The sequence below is a fragment of the Lentzea kentuckyensis genome, assembly GCF_002150765.1.
GTDB lineage: Bacteria > Actinomycetota > Actinomycetes > Mycobacteriales > Pseudonocardiaceae > Lentzea > Lentzea kentuckyensis.
On the sequence record NZ_MUYM01000038.1, the window covers coordinates 40,769 to 57,168 of the forward strand.

A 16,400-nucleotide genomic window follows, 5' to 3' on the forward strand; every position below is an offset into this window, starting at 1 on the left:
TCATGTTCGGCAAGGTGCTCGTGGCCAACCGCGGCGAGATCGCCGTGCGCGTGATCAGGGCGTGCCGCGAGCTCGGGGTGCGCACCGTCGCGATCTACTCCACCGCCGACGAGTCGTCGATGGCGGTCGAGCTCGCCGACGAGGCCGTGCACGTCGGCGAGTCGCCCGCCAAGCAGAGCTACCTGAACGTCCCGAACATCATCGGTGCCGCCGTCAAGACCGGTGCGGACGCCATCCACCCCGGTTACGGCTTTCTGTCCGAGGACCCGTACTTCGCCGAGATCTGCGCCGAACACGGCATCACGTTCATCGGCCCGCCACCGGAGGTGATGGAGGCGCTCGGCGACAAGGCGACCGCGCGCCGCCTGATGACCGACGCGGGACTGCCCTTGCTGCCGGGCACGTTGTCCGCGCCCGCTTCCGTCGAAGAAGCGGTCGAGGCCGCCGCCGACGTCGGTTTTCCGTTGCTGCTCAAAGCTTCTGCCGGAGGGGGTGGCCGGGGCATCACGATCGTGCCGTCGGCGGCCGAGCTGCCGGACGCGGTGCGCGCGACGCGTGCCGAGGCGCAGACGCTCTTCAACGATCCCTCGGTGTACCTGGAACGCTTTCTGAGCCCGGCGAAGCACATCGAGGTGCAGGTGTTCTGCGACGACCACGGCAACGCGATCCACCTCGGGGAACGGGACTGCTCGGTGCAGCGCCGCAACCAGAAGCTCCTGGAGGAGTCGCCGTCACCGGTCGTCGACGAGGAGTTGCGCGCCCGGCTCGGCGAGGCTGCCGTCCGCGGCGCCCGCGCGGTCGGCTACCGGGGTGCGGGGACGATGGAGTTCCTGCTGGACGAGGACAACCGGTTCTGGTTCATGGAGATGAACGCCAGGATCCAGGTGGAGCACCCGGTCACCGAGCTGGTGACGTCGGTCGACCTCGTGGCCGAACAGCTGCGGGTGGCGGCGGGCCGGCCGTTGTCGGTCAAGCAGGAGGACGTCGTGTTGCGCGGCCACGCCGTGGAATGCCGGATCAACGCGGAGGATCCGGCACGGGACTTCGCCCCCACTCCCGGTCTGCTGGAAGTCTGTCGGCCTCCCGGCGGCCCGTGGGTGCGGTTCGACTCGCATTGTGTGCCGGGCTACACGGTTCCGCCGCACTACGACTCGATGATCGGCAAGGTCATCGTGTGGGCGGAGGACCGTTCGTCCGCCCTGAACCGGATGGACCGCGCTCTCACCGAACTGCGGGTCGAGGGCCCCGGCGTGCACACGACCGCGTCGTTCCAGCGGAAACTGGTGCGGCACCCCGTGTTCCGGCGGGGCGGCGTGTCAACGGACTTCCTGCGCAACCACCTGTGAGCGCGGCACCAGCGCCATCGCCACCACCGCCAGCGCCAACGCGCCCGCCCCCACCCACAACGCCGGCTCCAGCCCGTCGACGAACCGCTGCGGCGACTCCAGCCCGCCCCACCCGCTGAAGACCGCCGCCAGCAACGCCACACCGATCGTCGCACCGAGCTGCCTGGTCGCCGCGTTGGCGCCAGAGGCGATGCCCTGCTCGTGCTCCCGCACCGACCCCATCAGCACGTGCATGATCGGCGCGTAGAACAGTCCCATTCCGATTCCTGCCAGCACGAACGCGGGCAGCTGCACCAAGTACGACACCGTCGGCGTGATCACCACCGCGTAGTAGCCGAGCGCGAGCGTCTGCAGCACCAGCCCGACCAGCACCACCGGGCGGCCCCCGAAGCGGTCCGCGAGCATCCCGCTCACCGGCGCCGCCAGCATCGGCGCCGCCGTCCACGCCAGCATCCGCACCCCCGCCTGCATCGGGTCGTACCCCTGCACCGTCTGCAGGAACTGGGTGAGCAGGAAGATCGCCCCGAAGACACCGACCCCCATCAACAGGCTGGCGACGTTGATGCCGCTGAACGCCCGGTTGCGGAACAGGGCCAGCGGCAACATCGGTTCTTCGGTCCTCTTCTCCCACCACACGAACAAAATCAGCCCCAGGACACCCCCGGCGAGCACGGTCAGCGTGACGGGTGAGCTCCACCCGTCCACGTGGCCGCTCACGATCCCGAACACCAGTCCGAACATCCCCAGGCTCACCAGCACCGTGCCGGTCACGTCCAGCCGGGCGTTCGGACCCCGGCTGTCCGCGAGCCCCCACCACGCCGTCGGCGCGAGCAGCAGCCCGACGGGAACGTTGAGCCAGAAGATCCAGTGCCACGACAACTCCTGCACGACGAGCCCGCCGACCAGCGGCCCCGCTGCCGCGGACACACCGCTGACCGCGGCGTAAATGCCCAGCGCGGCACCGCGTTTCCGCTCCGGAACCGCCGCGGTCAGCAACGTCAACGACAGCGGCATGATCACCGCGGCGCCCACGCCCTGCACGGCGCGGGCCGCGATCAACCAGCCGATCCCCGGCGCCAGCGCCGCCGCGGCCGACGCGACGGTGAAGATCAGCAGACCGGCGACGAAGACCTTGCGCCGGCCGAACCTGTCCCCCGTCGCGGCGGCCAGCATCATCAGCACCGCGAACGACAACGTGTAGGCGTTGACCGTCCACTCCAGATCGTTCAGCGCACCACCGAGCTCGACGCTGATGGTGGGCAACGCCGTCACGATCACGAGGTTGTCCAGCCCCGCCATGAACGCGGCCAGACCGGTGATGGCGACGGCTCGGGCCACGCTCTGCTCGGTGTGGAGCATCGGACGCCTTTCGCCGGGTGCTGGGGCGGTGCCTGACATCAAGGGGTTTCCGATGCGGCACGGGCGGAAACCGCGCCGTCTCACTTCGCGCGGGCGGTTTCCGTTTCGCGTGAAAACGGCGGGCGGGTCCGCGGCGCGTTCTCGCGGATCGACGAAGACGTCGTACCGATGCGCTGGGACGCTTCGATTCTGTTGACTGGCAACCCTTTCCTGGAGGACGAACGTGATCGGAACAGCACTCAAGCGTTTCTGCGCGTCGGTCGGTGTGGCCACGACCCTCACGGCCTCGGTCCTGACCGGCGGTTCGGCGGCCGCGGCCCAGGACGTGGGCACCGCCGGCCTGCACCGCAGCTGGGCGTGCACGGTCCCGTCCGGCTACACGTGGTCGTCCGTGCGCAGCAATCCCAACTGCGGGTTCCGCTACGAGTACTTCCTGCTCGACTCGGTGAACTACGACCTCACCGGTGTCTGGGCGTGCGGAGTCCCGTCCGGCTACACCTACACCGCCTCGCGGCAGGGCAGCAACTGCGCGGCCTCGCCGGGGGCCTCGCCCTACGAGTACCGGCTCGCGAGGCTCTGATTCCGGTCCGGGTCACGTGGTTCAGCCGTTGGCCAGCACCCGTGACACGACGGTGCCGAGGATCCGGATGCCTTGCGTACCAGTGGGGTCGATGCCGGTCAGTTCCCTGGCCCGCCGCAGCCGGTAGTCGAGGCTGCGGGGGTGGATGCGCAGCGCCGCGGCCGCCCGCGGCCGGTTCAGGTCCTGGCGGTAGTAGGCGTCCAGGGTTTCCACCAGGCCGGGGCCGCCGGCCAGCCGCTGGGCCAGGTGGTGCAGCCAGCGGTCGATCTCCGGCAGGTCCGCGGCCCCCAGTTCGATGAACACGTCGGCCGCGGTGTGCAGGTGACCGGGCGCTGTCTCGGGGCGAGTCACGCGGCTGACTCGCCTCGCCAGCGCGAAAGCCTCGGCGAGGGCTGTGGCCGGGCCGCTGGCCGTACCCACGGAGAACGGGTCGCCGATGATCTCGGTGAGATCGCTGATCAACCTGGTGGCGGTGGTGTCCTGCTCGGCCGGGAGCAGTGCCACGAACTCGCCGAGGCCGTACCAGGTCGCCGGAGCGTGGTACCGGCGCCAGACGACGTGCACGGCCTCGGTGAACAGCTCCGCGGCCAGGTCCGGTGTGCGCACGACGATCACCCGGTAGGAGCCGGGTACCTGAATGCCCAGGTTCCCGCCGTTGGCGAGGGCGGCCGCCTCGTCTGCCAGCAGCATCTCGGCGAACTGCCGCACCTGGGCCATCAGCGGCAGGAAGTGCTTCTGCCCCTTCAGGAATCCCGAGGTGTACGCCTGTTGCGCGGCGGCTCCCTGCGGCCCCAGCCAGCCGAGCATGCGCATGGTCATGGCGAGGTCGTGGGGGCCGGACGCTTCCTGGATCTCGGTGAGGGTGGCGCCGGCGTGCAACGTGAGCAGGCGGCGCAGGGACGTTCTGGACATGCCGGTCTCGCCACGGCGTTCCCCGGTGGCCGCGACCACCGCGAGGTCGTCGTCGGTCAGGGGCTCGTCGGCAGCGACGAGATCGATGGTGCGGCGGCGGATGAACACCGCGAAGTCGAGCATGTCCGCGTGTTCGCGCGGGTCCCTGGCGGCAGCGGCGTACTCCGCCAACTCGGTGGTGCAGGTCTCGACGACGCGTTCGGCGTTGGCGGGCACACGTCTCCTCAGCGAACCGAGCAGATCGCTCACAGCGCTTCCCATCCGGCGAGAACGCGGTTCACGGTGGTGCTGAGGATCCGGACACCCCGCACGGAGACCGGATCGAGTCCGGTCAGTTCGTGAACGCGCCGCAGCCGGTATTCCAGCGTGCGGGGATGGATGTGCAGCACCGCGGCGGTCTGCGTCCTGGCCAGGTCGTTGCGGTAGAGGGCGTCGAGCGTCGCCACCAGGTGCGGTCCGGTGGCGAGGACTTCCGCCAGCTCGCGCAGCCACCGGTCGACCGGCGGAACGCGCGCCGCGCCGATCTCGGGGAACACATCGGTCAGGTGGTGCACCGCGCTCGGTCCCGGACGGACCGGCGCGGCCCGGCTGACCTGCCGTGCTCGCGCGAAAGTCCCGGCCAGCTCGCCGATTCTGCCGCGTGACGCACCGATCGCACACGGACTTCCCACGCGATCCACGAAGTCCTGTATCACACCGACGTCCTGGGCTCCGTCCGGCACCAGCGCGACGAACTCGTCTGGCTCCACCCAGCAGATCGGTGTCCAGTGGCGGCTCAGCAGGTCCTGGAGGACGTCTGCGCGGCCGGGAGGTCCCGCGGGTGTGCGAACCACCGTCACCACGCACTCGCCTGGCGGGTTCATGGCCAGGCCGGCGGCCATGTCCGCGGCTATCGGATCATCGGTCAGCAACATCCGGGTGAGCTGCTGAACGCGGTCCACCACGGACAGGACCGTCTCCTGCCCGGCCAGGAACCCCTTGGTGTACGCGTTTTGCGCGGCGAGGCCCAGCGCGGGCAGCGAGGCGAGCGCGTGCATGACGTCGTCGAGGCCGTGCGGGCTGGCCGCCTCGTGCACCTCCTTCAGCGTGAGGGAGGTGTGAATGAGCAGGGCATGCCGCTGGGACGCCAGCGAGAGGCCGTTTTCAGCACGGTTGCGCGCAGCCAGGGCGATAAGAGTCAGATCGGCATCGGAAAAGGGTTTGTTCTCCGTCACCAGAGCGACTGTGCGCTTCCGGAGAAACATCTGGAAATCGAGCATTGCGGCGCGTTTTCCCGAATCGTCCGTCATCGTGCGGAAGTCGGGAAGTTTCTGCGCGTACACGTCGACAGCACGTCTGCTGTTCGTATCGACACGATCTCGCCACGAGGTGAAGAGATCCGCCACATCGCCCCCTCGGCCACAGCTTCCCCGAAATACATCGTGCTCGGAGGACCTGAGGAGGAGTACCGCCGGTGAGACCATCGGCGCGCTCGGCCGTTCGCCCCTCCATGGCACCGACCTCGTCGCCTGCCGGGACGACGACGACGGCTCCGGCCTCGGGCAGCGCCGTCAGCCGGTGTCCCGTGTGGACACTCGGCCGTCGAAGCCCAGCGGCAGCGGAACCGGGCCTGTCGCCATCGTCGGCGTGGCCCCTCGCGGCAGTTCGATCCGGTAAGTGGTGCACAGCAAACGGCTCAACAGCACCAGCTGGCACAGGCCCAGCCCCGCACCCACGCAGGCGGTCGGCGCCCAGCCGAACGGCACGTAGTGCTGGCCGCCTGCCGGGCCGTGGGGTGCGCCGGGCAGCCAGCGGTCGGGGTCGAACACGTCCGGATCGCGCCAGTGTCTCGGGTCCAGGTGCACCATCGCGGGGCTGAGCACGAAGTGCTGGCCGACCTCGAGGTCGTGGCCGGCGACCCGCAGCGGGGTGCGCACGCTGCGGGTCAGCATCGTCGGGGAACTCCAGCGGCGCAGCACCTCCTTCACGAACCGGTGCGCCACCGGTGCGGACCGGGTGCCGGAGCGGTACAGCTCGGCGGGGCTCACCGACGTGAACTCGGCGGTGAGGCGGTCCGCCCAGTCGGGGCGGTTGACCAGCTCGTACATCACGCACGCCGCGGCCGCGCCCGGCGGGCCCGCGATCGCCGTGAGCACGGCGGTGACGGCGTCCACAGCGCGGTCCATGCCGAGTTCGGCCAACAGTTCCGTGGCGATCGGCTGGGTGAGGTCGACGCGCGCCGCGTTCGGGTCGCGGGACCGGCGGCGCAGTTCGCGGCGGACCACCAGGCCTGCCTTGACCTGGATCGACACGGGGCGCCAGGACCGCCACCACGGCGGGTCCTCCGCGGCCTCGCCCAACAGCCTGGCGAGTTTCGCGATCGCGTCCTCGCTGATCTTCGCGCTGTCCGCCGGGGACAGGCCGTCCAGCACGATCGGGAGCAACGAACGGAAGCTGATCTCGTGCGCCAGCCACGGCAGGTTCAGCGACTCACCGGTCCGTGCGCGCAGCAGCGAGTCCATCCGGGCATCCAGTGCCGCCAGGCCTTCTTCACCGGAAAGCGTGCGCAGCTGGGCCATCCAGGCCGACCGCACGCGCTTCCACGAGACGGGGGTGCTCGGCCGGCGCAACAGGAGGTCGCGCAGGCGGTCCGGCAGCGTGAGGTCGGCGTAGTTGTCGGTGTTGGCCTGGGCGGCCGCGTCGGCGTCGAACACCATGAGCTGGCGCTCGGTCTGCCAGAACACCCCGCCCGCGGCCGCGCTCGGCCCGCGCAGGTCGCGCAGCACGTCCGTGTCCATCGGTACTCCGGTCGCCGTGGGCGGGGAGCGGGCAGGGTGCGCCCCCGCTCCCCGCCGGTCGGTCAGATGTGGTGGTACAGGTACCACCGGTACTGGCGGTCGGACCTGCGGATGTTCAGCGCGGACAACGCGGCGCGGAAGATCTTCGACACTGGGATCACCTCCCCTCGGCCCAGGGCAACGGGTTCAGCCGCAGGTGGAACCGCGGGGGCGCGAGCGCCGCCGAGACCTGGGGCCGGGCAGTGGGGGCGACGACGTCGAGCCGGTAGGCCGAGGTGATCAGCCCGACCAGCGTCTCCGTCACCTGCGTCGCGACACCGGCTCCGGTGCAGGCGTGCGGTCCCCAGCCGAACGGGATGAACGCCTCCTGCCCCGCCCCGGCGGCCCAACGGTCCGGGCGGAACTCGTCCGGCTCGGTCCAGTGCGCGGGATCCCGGTGCACGAGGTAGCTGCAGACGACGACCTCGTCGGCCGGCTTCGCGGTGAGCGTGGCCAGCCGGTGCTCCCGGCTCGGGATCCGGCCGAACTGCCACGCCACCGGCCACAGCCGCAAGGCCTCGCGCACCACCCACGCCGGGTGCGCCGGCTCGGGGTTCGTCGTGCCCACCAGGTAGAGCGACCAGCCGAGCAGGAAACCGACCGAGCCGGCGACCGCGAACAGGCAGGAGAGGAACACCTCGGCGAGGTCGGCGTCCCGCGTGCGCCCGCTCGCCGCGTGTGCGACGACGTCGAGCAGGTCGGCCGGCTCGGTGCGGCCACGGGCCCGCCGAGTGGCGAGCTCCGCGCACAGCGTCCGCGTCACCTTGGCGCGGAACCGATGGCGGGCCAGCCGGGAGTACCGGTCGCGCGCCCCGGCGAGCACCGCCCGTTCGACGATCTGGTCCACGGTCTCGCGCAAAGCGGCCGAGGGGGTGGCACCGATCAGCGCCGGCCGGAAGTGTTCGTACACGAGACGGTTTCCCGCGTCCGGCCAGTCGCTGACGGGTGCCAGCCCGGCGACGAGCTCGGGGAGTTCGTCCGCGTGGTCGTGGGCGTGTCGCCGCAGCAACACCCGTGCGGCCCGCCCTATTTCGACCTGCGCGGATCGCGGTGCGAACATTCCCGTCCTGATCCGGAAGAAATCGGAATGCTCGACGAAAAGGCCTTCGCTGTTCGCCAGTATCTCTTTCGCGAGCACCGGATCGGAAACAAATATCTCACCGCGGCGCCTGGTGAACACCGAGCCGCGATCGTGACGGAGTTTCCTCAGTACGGCAAGCGGTTCAGCATCCGGACTGAGCGCTGCCATGACACTCCCCTCGAACAAAACGAACGGGGAAAGGAAACAGACGTCCAGCTAACCGCCCCCGCGAAGAGGATGTCAATACCCCGTCACGACGGCAGCCGAACGGCTCCGACCGCTCCTCTGGTCAGCGCTGGGGCGATGCGTATCGGCAGTATTCCCTCCTCCTATTCGCGCCGGCCAGCAGAGAGAATTCCTGACGTCAGAAGGGCGGCAGATCGCCCAGCACCGGTTCCGGGTCGCGCCGGTAGGTGTTCCCGGCTGGGCTGCGGAAGCAGAACCGTCCCGGCTTCGGTTGGCTGACCTGCCAGGCCGAGCGGCGCTTCACGCGGTGATGCCTGCGGCAGAACGCACCCAGGTTGTCGGCCGAGGTAGAGCCCAGCGGAAATGGCACCGTGTGGTCGAGATCGGACTTGTGCGACGGGCGCATGCAACCGGGGAAGCGGCAGGTCCGATCCCGCATCCACACGAACCTGCGCAGCGCGGCGGGCGGGCGGTAGGTGCTGGTGCCGAACTCCAGCGCCTCACCCGTCGCCGGATCGGTGAGAAGACGACGCCACGTGGAGTCCCCGGCCAGTTCACGAGCCAGATCAGCGGTGATCGGCCCGTACCCGGCGAGTTCACCAGGCTGCTCGGACACACCCATCAACGTCGCCGCCGACACCGCGACATACAGCTCCACCTTGACCGCACTGGACTTGTCCGGCGTCGCCAGAATCAGGTCGGCCACCACATCAGCACGCACCTGATCAAGCGTGCGCGGATCGGTAGGCGTCTTGGTCTGGCGGGCGATGGCGTCCACGCGGGCATAGCAGGCGGTCGCGAGGTGCGCGGGCAGACAAGCCCAGAACCGGGCCATGTCCTCCTCCATGGCATCAATCCCGGTGCACCGCTGCTTCTTCCGCTCCTCGGCCCGCTCCTTGTGCCCCTCCGGATCCACCCGCATCACCACCCGGCTGGTGAGCTGCCGCATCTGCGCACCGGTCTGCCCCGCCGCCTTGGCCAGCACCCGCTCCTCCACCTCGGCCGCGAGATCAGCGGACAACGGCCCGGTCTTGTCATGCAGGACACGAGCCTTGTAGAGGTCGATCTCGCCCTTCTCCAACGCGTCCAGCGTCCGCGGCAACTTCGACGCAAGATCAAGCGCCAGGGCGATCTGATCGGTGGTCCACCGCGACGTCCACCGCATCGCGGCCGCGATCTCCGCGTCGAAGAACTCCTCGCCTTCACACGCGATCGCATAGTCGGCGAGCACACGCAACGACTGCGCCTGATGATAGGCGATTTCCCTCTCGTGATAAGCCAGGGCATCGAGAACCTCGACCGCTTCCATACCCCAATTCTATTCTTGATCAAAAACCAAAATGGCCAAATCCAACCACTCAATAGGGTGAAACCCCAGTTCAGACATGCCGCCGTATAGCCCGTGCGTCGTTTTTCTCTCTACGACACGCAACCACTAGCAACCACGCACGCCCCCGGAACCCAAACAACGCAAATGGACCACGCCCCGCAACCACCAAAGCAACGCAACCACAGAAATTCGTTCCGGCACACGCCCGACGAAGGAGGGCATGTGCCGGGTCGCCGAAGGCGTGCCCGAGAATCGACCCGACCGCAGCACTACCGACGTGGCAGCAGGCCTTCGCAGGTGCGGACCAGCACCCGGCAGGCGTCGGCCGCACGCCTGGTCAGCATCGGGTTCTCGGCGTGCCGCTGCCAGCGTTGCAACGCGGCGAACGCGGCCTGCCCCACCTCGCGGGGGCCACATCCGTCGGACAAACCCAAGCGCACCAACGGATGTGCGCCCTCGTCGCCCAGCAACCGGGTGGCCAGGTCCGCGTCGGGCACCTTCACCGTGCCGGACCGCAGCGCGCTCAGCAGCCGCAGCTCGGCGAACTCGTGCGTACCCGCCAGGATGCGTTCGACCGCGCCGGTCAGCCGCGAGTCGCCGACCGAGCGCAGCACGCCGTCCAGCGCCAGCAACGCCGAACGGGCCTTGAGCAGGTGCCGCCGTTCGCTGAACTGGGTGTGCAGCACCTTCTGCAGCTCGCCCAACCCGCTGCGCGCCACCAGTTCCGCGGCCAGCGCGGACGGCTCGGTCACGCCCTGCCTGATCAACGTCACCGCCAGCCGGATGCCGAACACCCCGAACCGCCCCAGCAGCGCTCGCCGTTCCACCGAGCCGTCCGCGAACCGGTCGGCGGACAGCAGCAACGACTCCAGCTCCTCGCGCGGCAACGCGGCCAGCCTCGACAACGCGACGAAGTCGTTCTGCCGCAACGAACGCCCGGAGAAGGCCAGCAGGCCGGCGACCGCCACGACGTTCTGGCACAGGCCCTGCAACGAGGGGTCCGACCGGTAGCGGCCGGCGATGCCCCGCGCGGAGATCATCGCGTCCACCCGGCCGCCACCGATCTCGTCGGCCCGGGAGATCACCGCGACGGTGTTGATCGCGGTGGCCCGCGCGACGCCCTGGTCGCGGAACGACTCCAGGAAGTTCGCGTCGGCCGAGTGCAGGTGCCGCATCAGGTAGATGACCGCGTCGGCCTCGGTGGGCGTCGAGTCGTCCGGGGTGAGGAAACGGCTGGTGTGCACCGAGTTGGCGGTGGTCAGCGAGGCGATGCCCGGAGTGTCGATCAACGTGGTGGACCGCAGCGACTGCGAGGGCCAGTCGACCACGAGCCGGTCGGCGGGACCGTCCAGCGCGATCTCCAGCGCGCCGTCGCGGCGGACCACCGGCAGCGACTTTCCCGGGGGGAACTGGACGATGCGGGGCGTCGGGCCGTCGCGGTACCAGGTGACGACCTTCGTGCACTCGCCGGCGTCGGTCGGCGCGATCTCCTCGCCGACCAGGGCGTTGAGCAACGTCGACTTGCCCGCCTTGACCTTGCCGGCGATGGCCACCCGCAACGGCTCGTCGAGCCGGACCAGTTGGCGCCGCAGCACTTCCCGCGCCTGCGGATACAGGTCGATTGCCGCCAGCAGCGCCCGCCGCACCTCGTCGGTGATCATGCCGTCACCTGCTTCACCACACGCTCCAGCGCCGCCAGTTCGGCCTTGATCTCGGTCAGCCGGGCGTCACGGTCGCCCTGCGAGGCCTTCACGGACTTCTGCGCCGCCTGAATCGACTCCTGCAGCGACCGCTTCAGCTGCTCGGCCAAGGTCGTGAAGTGGTCCCGAAGATCGCGTTGCAGGCCGCGCAGCATGTCGCGGGAGTCCTTGCCCGCGTGGAACGACACGTCGTCCACGTACTTGCGCAGCGCCACCTTGCAGTCGTTCTGACGTTTCGTGGTGATCCGCTTGCGCTCGTCCACGATCCCCTTGCCGCCCAGCAACAGCGCCGCGCCCACCGAGATCGGGTTGATCAGCGTCAGGCCGATCACCGAGCCGATCAGGCCGAACATCAGCAGGCCGCCGTAGCCACCGCGCAGACCGGTGAGCAGGCGGCTGCCGATGCCGAACTTGTCCGACTCGCGCACCGAGAGCTCCGGCACCGACCGCAGCGGGTCAGCGGTGCCGACGCGCAACGCCGGCAGCATCTGCTCGCGTTCCGAGTCGAAGTGCTCCGCGACGCGCTTGGCCAGCCAGCGCGCCCGCTGGGTCGCCCAGACCGAGTTCGCCGACACCGCGGACGTCACGGCCTGCTGCGCCCACACCGAGAACTGGTCCCAGATCTTCTGCGGATCACCCGCCAGCAACGCCTCCTCCGCCTCGCGGACGATCTCCCGCATTCGGTCGCGCAGGTCGTAGTCGACGTCGGCGTTGAGGTCGGCCACGCCGTCGCTCAGCGTCTGCTGCCAGCGGGCGGACCGTTCCTTCAGGCCCGCCGCGCGTTGCTCGGCCTCGGTCAGCTCCCGGATCAGCTGCTGCACCGACTCCGGGTTCTCCTGCGCGGTCTGCTCGGCCCGCAGGCTGTCGACGACCTGGCCGATCACCGTCAGCACGTCGTGCAACGTCGACCGCCGGGCCAGCAGCTCGGCCTGGGCCAGCACCTTCTTGCGCAGGTGGGTCACCAATGCCGGATAGCCGGACTCGGCGTTCACGTCCTGGTCGCCGGCCTGCAGGGCGTGCCACCGCAAGGTCGACGACACGGTGAACAGCTCGGCCTTGATGCCCGCGTCCGCCAGGTGCCGCCGGTCGCGTTCGGCGATCGAACGCCAGTCCGGGTACAGGTCGGTCTTGGTGAGCACGCAGGCCACGTTCGGGCACACCGCCATGGCCTGCTTCAGGAACTCCAGCTCCGGGGCCGTGTACTCCTGCGAGCTGTCGGAGACGAGCAGCACCGCGTCGGCGGACGGCAGCGCCGCCATCGTGGCGGCGCCGTGGACCGAGCTGAGCCCGCCGACACCGGGGGTGTCGACGAGCACCAGCCCCTCGGCCAGCAACGGCCGCGGGAGGCCGACCTCGACGTGCAGCAGGCGTTCGCGGTTGCCGGGGTTGCCCTCTTCCGAGGCGAACGCCGGCAGCTCCTCCAGCGGTACCTCGGTGCGGCCCTCGGCCCGCACCACGGTCACCACCGGCTGTTCCGCGTGCTTCACGACGGTCGGCACGGCGGTCGCGACGTCGTCGGACACCGGGCAGACCGGTGCCCCGACGAGGCCGTTGACCAGCATGCTCTTGCCTTGCTTGAACTCGCCGACGACCAGCAGGCGCACGTGGTCGTCGGCCAACCGGGCCTTCGCCTGGTGCAGTCGTCGCTCCAGGTCAGGGCGGTCGTAGCGCTTGATGGCGGCCAGCGCGAGCTCGACGGCCTGCTGGGGTGTGGTCGGCACCGGATCACCCCGCCAGCGTGTCGACGGGGTCGGGCTCGAGGTCCAGCTCTGGCTCTGGCTCGTCCAGCAGCACGGGCTCCGGCTCGATCGGGTGCTCCAGCGCCGGCTCCTCGGCCGGTTCGGGCTCGTCCTCCGTGGGCGGCTCGGCGTCGGGCCGGCCGGCGTCCTTGTCCACGTCGATGTCGTTGAACGAGTCCTTCACCTGCACGACGTTGGTCTCGGTGTCGTTGTCCTGGATGGCGACGGAGTTGACCTCCGTGTCGTCGTCGGAGTTGAACGAGTCGTCGATCAGCACTGTGTCGCGGTCGTCGATGTTGAACGTCTGGTCGATCTGCTGGACCGGACGGTCGTGCACGACCTCGGTGTGGTGCACCTCCCGCACCGGACGGTCGGCCATGATCAGCTTCGCGTCCCGGATGTCGGCGTCGGTCGCCCCGGACAGGCCGTTGCGTGCCAGCTCCTTCTGCGGGTTCTCGTCGAACGCCTGCTGGGCCTTCGGGTCCTTCATCATGTTCATCAGGAAGTCGATGAGCTTTTCCAGCATGGTGTCTCCTCACCGAGGAGACCGGCCCCGAGGCGGCGGGGCCGGTCAGCGTCAGATGGGCAGGTCGAGGTCTTCGAGGACGCTCTCGATCTCGGCGTCGACGTCCAGGTCGAAGTCCTGGTCCTGGTCAGAGACCGCGGTCTGGTCGGCGTCCTGCTGCGAGAACTGGTCCGAGTCGAGGTCGGCGTCCTGGTCGGCGTCCACGTCCACGTCGGAACGCGCGTCGCCACCGTTGCCGCCACCGGCGTCGGCGTTGCCGCCGTTGCCCGCGATGCCACCGTTGCCGCCGAGGCCGACACCGCTGCCGCCCGAGGTGCTGCCGAAGTTGACGTTGACCAGACCGTCCTGGTCGATGTCGCCGCCGGCGCCCCCGATGCCGAGGCCGTTGCCGCCGTCCGCGCTGCCGCCGTCACCGGCCACCGCGATGCCGCCGTTGCCGCCGTCGCCGCCCTCGGTCTCCGTGACCGTGGTGGTGTCCTGGTCCTGCTTCGCCTCCTGCGAGGAGGTCTGCGGCGCGACCTGAGCCGACTGGACCTGCTGCTCGCTCGCCTGGGTGCCGTCGGCGTCCAGGTCGGCGGTCAGGTCGGCGAGGAAGGCGTTGAGGTCGATGGGGTTGCTCATGTCGGGCTCCTTTGTGTCTGGTCTGCCGGACGACGTTTCGACCGGCTGCCAACAAAGTTAGGGAGCTCGGAGCCCGTTGCCATCTGGGCGCCTCCCGGTTCGTCACCGACCGCGCACACAGGGATCCGGGCAGCGATAGGGGATTCACCCTTGTATTTCGGAAAAGGTGAACCACTCCATATGAGACGCACGTGTACTGACGTCCGCCTTGTCCGCCGCTACAGGGGGTGTCCGATGAACTACCAGATCGGGCTGGATCTCGGATCCACCCGCACAGCAGTCGCCACGTGCCGCGAGGTACCGAGGCTTGAGTCGGTGACCCCGACCGTCGTCATCGCAAATCCTGATGGCTCTTTGGTCATCGGCGAGGAGGCGGAACGCCGCGCGTCCGCCGACCCGAGCCGCGTCGCCCGCCGGTTCCTGCGCCGCGTCGGCGACCCGACGCCGTTGCGACTGGGCGGTGTCGCGCTGAGTGCCGACGTCCTCACCGCGCGTTTCGTCACGCAGCTGCTCGCGCCCCACAACGGCCGCGTCGCCATCGCGCACCCGGCCTCCTGGGGCCCGCACCGCCTGGAATCCCTTCGGGGAGCCGGACTTTCCGACGTGCTGTTCGTGCCCGCCCCGCAGGCCGCAGTCGTGGCATACGACGAGCGGGCCCGGCTCGAACCGGGTTCCGTAGTCGCCGTGTACGACCTCGGCGGTGGCGGTTTCGAGGCCGTGGTGGTGCGCAAGCTCGCCGACTCCTGCGCGCTGGCCGGCCGTCCCGAGGAGGCCGAGGTCGGCGGTCTGGACTTCGACGAGGCGGTCTTGGCGCACGTCGTCGAGTCGCTCGTCGAGTGGGACTCGCTGGACACCGAGAATCCCGTTGTGCTGGCGGGCGTTGCCGATCTCCGGCGGGCCTGCACGGCCGCCAGGGAACAGCTGTCGTCGGACACCGAGGTGCGGATTCCCGTTACGGTGCCGGGGATCTCGGTCCGCGAGGTGCGGCTGACCCGGGCCGAGTTCGAGGAGATGATCCGGCCCGCCCTGGCCGAGACCACGTCCGCGCTGCTGCGGGCGTTGCAGAACGCCGGGGTGAGCGCCGCCGAACTCGCCGCCGTCCTGCTGGTCGGCGGCGCGGCCCGAACCCCGTTGGTGACACAGGAAGTCTCCGCGCTGCTCGGCCGTTCGGTGACGCCCGCGTCCGAGGGCATGGTCGCGGTCGGCGCCGCGCTGTCGGCCCGCGTCCGCGAACCCGCGCCCGAGGTGGCGACCGTCATGTGGTCGCGGCCGCCTTCGCCTCCCGCGCCCGCGTTGCCGCACAAGCGGAAGAAGCTGACCCCGTACATCACCGCCGCGGTGCTCGCGGCGGCGGTCGGCGGCGGTCTCGCGATGAACACGTACTTCGCGGGCAACGCCACTCCGGACACGACGCCCACCACGACCGCGCCGACGTCCTCGGAGACGACCGTGGCACCGGTGACCACCACCTACGTCGCGCCGGTCCAGCCTCAGAAGACGGTCGCTCCCCCACCGCCTCCCCCGCCGACGAAGCGCACGACGACGACTTCGGTCACGCGGCCGTCGAGCTCGGCGCCGAGCGTCAGCAAGTCGGTCAGCGTCCCGCCGGTGGTGCCCAGCAGCAAGGCCGGTACCAAGGTGGGTGCGCCATGACCGCCTTGCCCCCGAGACCTGGGCAGACGAAGTTCCAGCTGGTCAAGGCGCCGAGACCGCGACTGGTGACGGTGTCGGCGTGGTTGTGGCTGGTTGTGGTGGCCGTGGAGCTGGTGGTGGTCGCGGTCGCGTTCGGCGACGTGCGCGGCTCGCTGGTGGCCGAGGTGGCGGCACGCGGAGTCGATCAGTCCACACAGGACAAGGTGGTGCTCGCCGGGCTGGGTGTGCTGCTCGGGCCGGGCGTGCTGGTGGCCTTGGTGCAGCTGGGGGTGCTGCGGGCCTACGTCGGCGGGCGGAACTGGGCGCGGATCTTGTTGGCGGTGCTGGGAGTTCTCGGGGTCGTGGTCTCGCAGACGCCGTTGGCGGTGGGGATCGCGGCGGCCGGGGCTGGGGTGCTGATGTTCCTGCCCAAGGCGAACGCGTGGTTCGCGGGGAGGCGGTCATGACCGCGATGGCGATGGCCGGTGCGGCGGATCTTGCTGACAGTGCTGGGAGTCCTCGGCGCCCTGGCCTCACCGACACCGCCGCCGGCGGGGATCGCGGCGGGCGTG

The 16,400-nt window shown here is 69.9% G+C and carries 16 protein-coding genes; 5 read left to right on the forward strand and 11 right to left on the reverse strand.

Translation table 11 applies throughout. The annotated features are described in order from the left end of the window. The first annotated feature begins 2 nt into the window (after positions 1-2). Positions 3-1,346: an acetyl-CoA carboxylase biotin carboxylase subunit gene (gene accC / locus B0F77_RS19610; RefSeq protein ID WP_086664454.1), complete on the forward strand. Its 1,344-nt coding sequence runs from the start codon at positions 3-5 to the stop codon at positions 1,344-1,346. Here accC and B0F77_RS19615 read toward each other — a convergent pair. Further along, the gene (locus B0F77_RS19615) at positions 1,317-2,705 is read right to left on the reverse strand and encodes a DHA2 family efflux MFS transporter permease subunit (RefSeq protein WP_086664378.1); all 1,389 of its coding nucleotides are present in this window, start codon (positions 2,703-2,705) and stop codon (positions 1,317-1,319) included. The two genes, accC and B0F77_RS19615, sit on opposite strands and share 30 nt — an antisense overlap. 223 nt (positions 2,706-2,928) lie before the next feature. Here B0F77_RS19615 and B0F77_RS19620 point away from each other — a divergent pair, with 223 nt between their 5' ends. Continuing rightward, complete coding sequence (locus tag B0F77_RS19620) at positions 2,929-3,285, forward strand: hypothetical protein (protein ID WP_086664379.1); 357 nt, start codon at positions 2,929-2,931, stop codon at positions 3,283-3,285. A gap of 21 nt (positions 3,286-3,306) precedes the next feature. On the opposite strand, the gene B0F77_RS19625 is transcribed toward B0F77_RS19620, so the two are convergent. Both B0F77_RS19625 and B0F77_RS49060 read right to left on the reverse strand, forming a co-directional pair. Next, entirely contained in the window at positions 3,307-4,446 is a 1,140-nt protein-coding gene (locus B0F77_RS19625) for a PucR family transcriptional regulator (RefSeq protein ID WP_086664380.1), read from the reverse strand. Next, complete coding sequence (locus B0F77_RS49060) at positions 4,443-5,273, reverse strand: PucR family transcriptional regulator (protein ID WP_211293883.1); 831 nt, start codon at positions 5,271-5,273, stop codon at positions 4,443-4,445. Before B0F77_RS49060 ends, B0F77_RS19625 begins: the two co-directional genes overlap by 4 nt. A gap of 21 nt (positions 5,274-5,294) precedes the next feature. Here B0F77_RS49060 and B0F77_RS47985 point away from each other — a divergent pair, with 21 nt between their 5' ends. Next, positions 5,295-5,654 (forward strand): hypothetical protein, encoded by a 360-nt coding sequence (locus B0F77_RS47985; RefSeq protein ID WP_158102766.1) that lies wholly within the window; start codon positions 5,295-5,297, stop codon positions 5,652-5,654. Positions 5,655-5,747: 93 nt separating this feature from the next. On the opposite strand, the gene B0F77_RS19635 is transcribed toward B0F77_RS47985, so the two are convergent. From B0F77_RS19635 to B0F77_RS47990, 8 genes are all read right to left on the reverse strand, one after another. Next, positions 5,748-6,974, reverse strand: a complete 1,227-nt coding sequence (locus B0F77_RS19635; protein WP_086664382.1) for a cytochrome P450 — start codon at positions 6,972-6,974, stop codon at positions 5,748-5,750. 62 nt (positions 6,975-7,036) lie between these two features. Beyond that, a complete protein-coding gene (locus B0F77_RS51080) occupies positions 7,037-7,126 on the reverse strand; it encodes a hyalucidin A family RiPP precursor (RefSeq protein WP_461299700.1) in 90 nt (29 codons plus the stop codon). Between the two features lie 5 nt (positions 7,127-7,131). After that, a complete protein-coding gene (locus tag B0F77_RS19640; RefSeq protein WP_245848409.1) occupies positions 7,132-8,073 on the reverse strand; it encodes a cytochrome P450 in 942 nt (313 codons plus the stop codon). A gap of 385 nt (positions 8,074-8,458) precedes the next feature. Next, positions 8,459-9,589, reverse strand: coding sequence for an HNH endonuclease signature motif containing protein (locus B0F77_RS19650; protein WP_086664384.1), 1,131 nt, complete (start codon positions 9,587-9,589; stop codon positions 8,459-8,461). Between the two features lie 290 nt (positions 9,590-9,879). Then, positions 9,880-11,271, reverse strand: a complete 1,392-nt coding sequence (locus tag B0F77_RS19655) for a dynamin family protein (protein WP_086664385.1) — start codon at positions 11,269-11,271, stop codon at positions 9,880-9,882. Beyond that, positions 11,268-13,031: a dynamin family protein gene (locus B0F77_RS19660; protein WP_211293884.1), complete on the reverse strand. Its 1,764-nt coding sequence runs from the start codon at positions 13,029-13,031 to the stop codon at positions 11,268-11,270. Before B0F77_RS19660 ends, B0F77_RS19655 begins: the two co-directional genes overlap by 4 nt. A 4-nt stretch (positions 13,032-13,035) precedes the next feature. Next, complete coding sequence (locus B0F77_RS19665; protein ID WP_086664386.1) at positions 13,036-13,575, reverse strand: IniB N-terminal domain-containing protein; 540 nt, start codon at positions 13,573-13,575, stop codon at positions 13,036-13,038. Positions 13,576-13,626: 51 nt separating this feature from the next. Continuing rightward, positions 13,627-14,196: a hypothetical protein gene (locus tag B0F77_RS47990; protein WP_158102767.1), complete on the reverse strand. Its 570-nt coding sequence runs from the start codon at positions 14,194-14,196 to the stop codon at positions 13,627-13,629. 234 nt (positions 14,197-14,430) lie between these two features. Here B0F77_RS47990 and B0F77_RS19675 point away from each other — a divergent pair, with 234 nt between their 5' ends. Both B0F77_RS19675 and B0F77_RS19680 read left to right on the forward strand, forming a co-directional pair. After that, positions 14,431-15,849, forward strand: coding sequence for an Hsp70 family protein (locus B0F77_RS19675; RefSeq protein WP_158102768.1), 1,419 nt, complete (start codon positions 14,431-14,433; stop codon positions 15,847-15,849). Further along, complete coding sequence (locus B0F77_RS19680) at positions 15,846-16,295, forward strand: hypothetical protein (RefSeq protein WP_143466826.1); 450 nt, start codon at positions 15,846-15,848, stop codon at positions 16,293-16,295. The genes B0F77_RS19675 and B0F77_RS19680 overlap by 4 nt, the downstream gene beginning before the upstream one ends. Positions 16,296-16,400 lie beyond the last annotated feature (105 nt).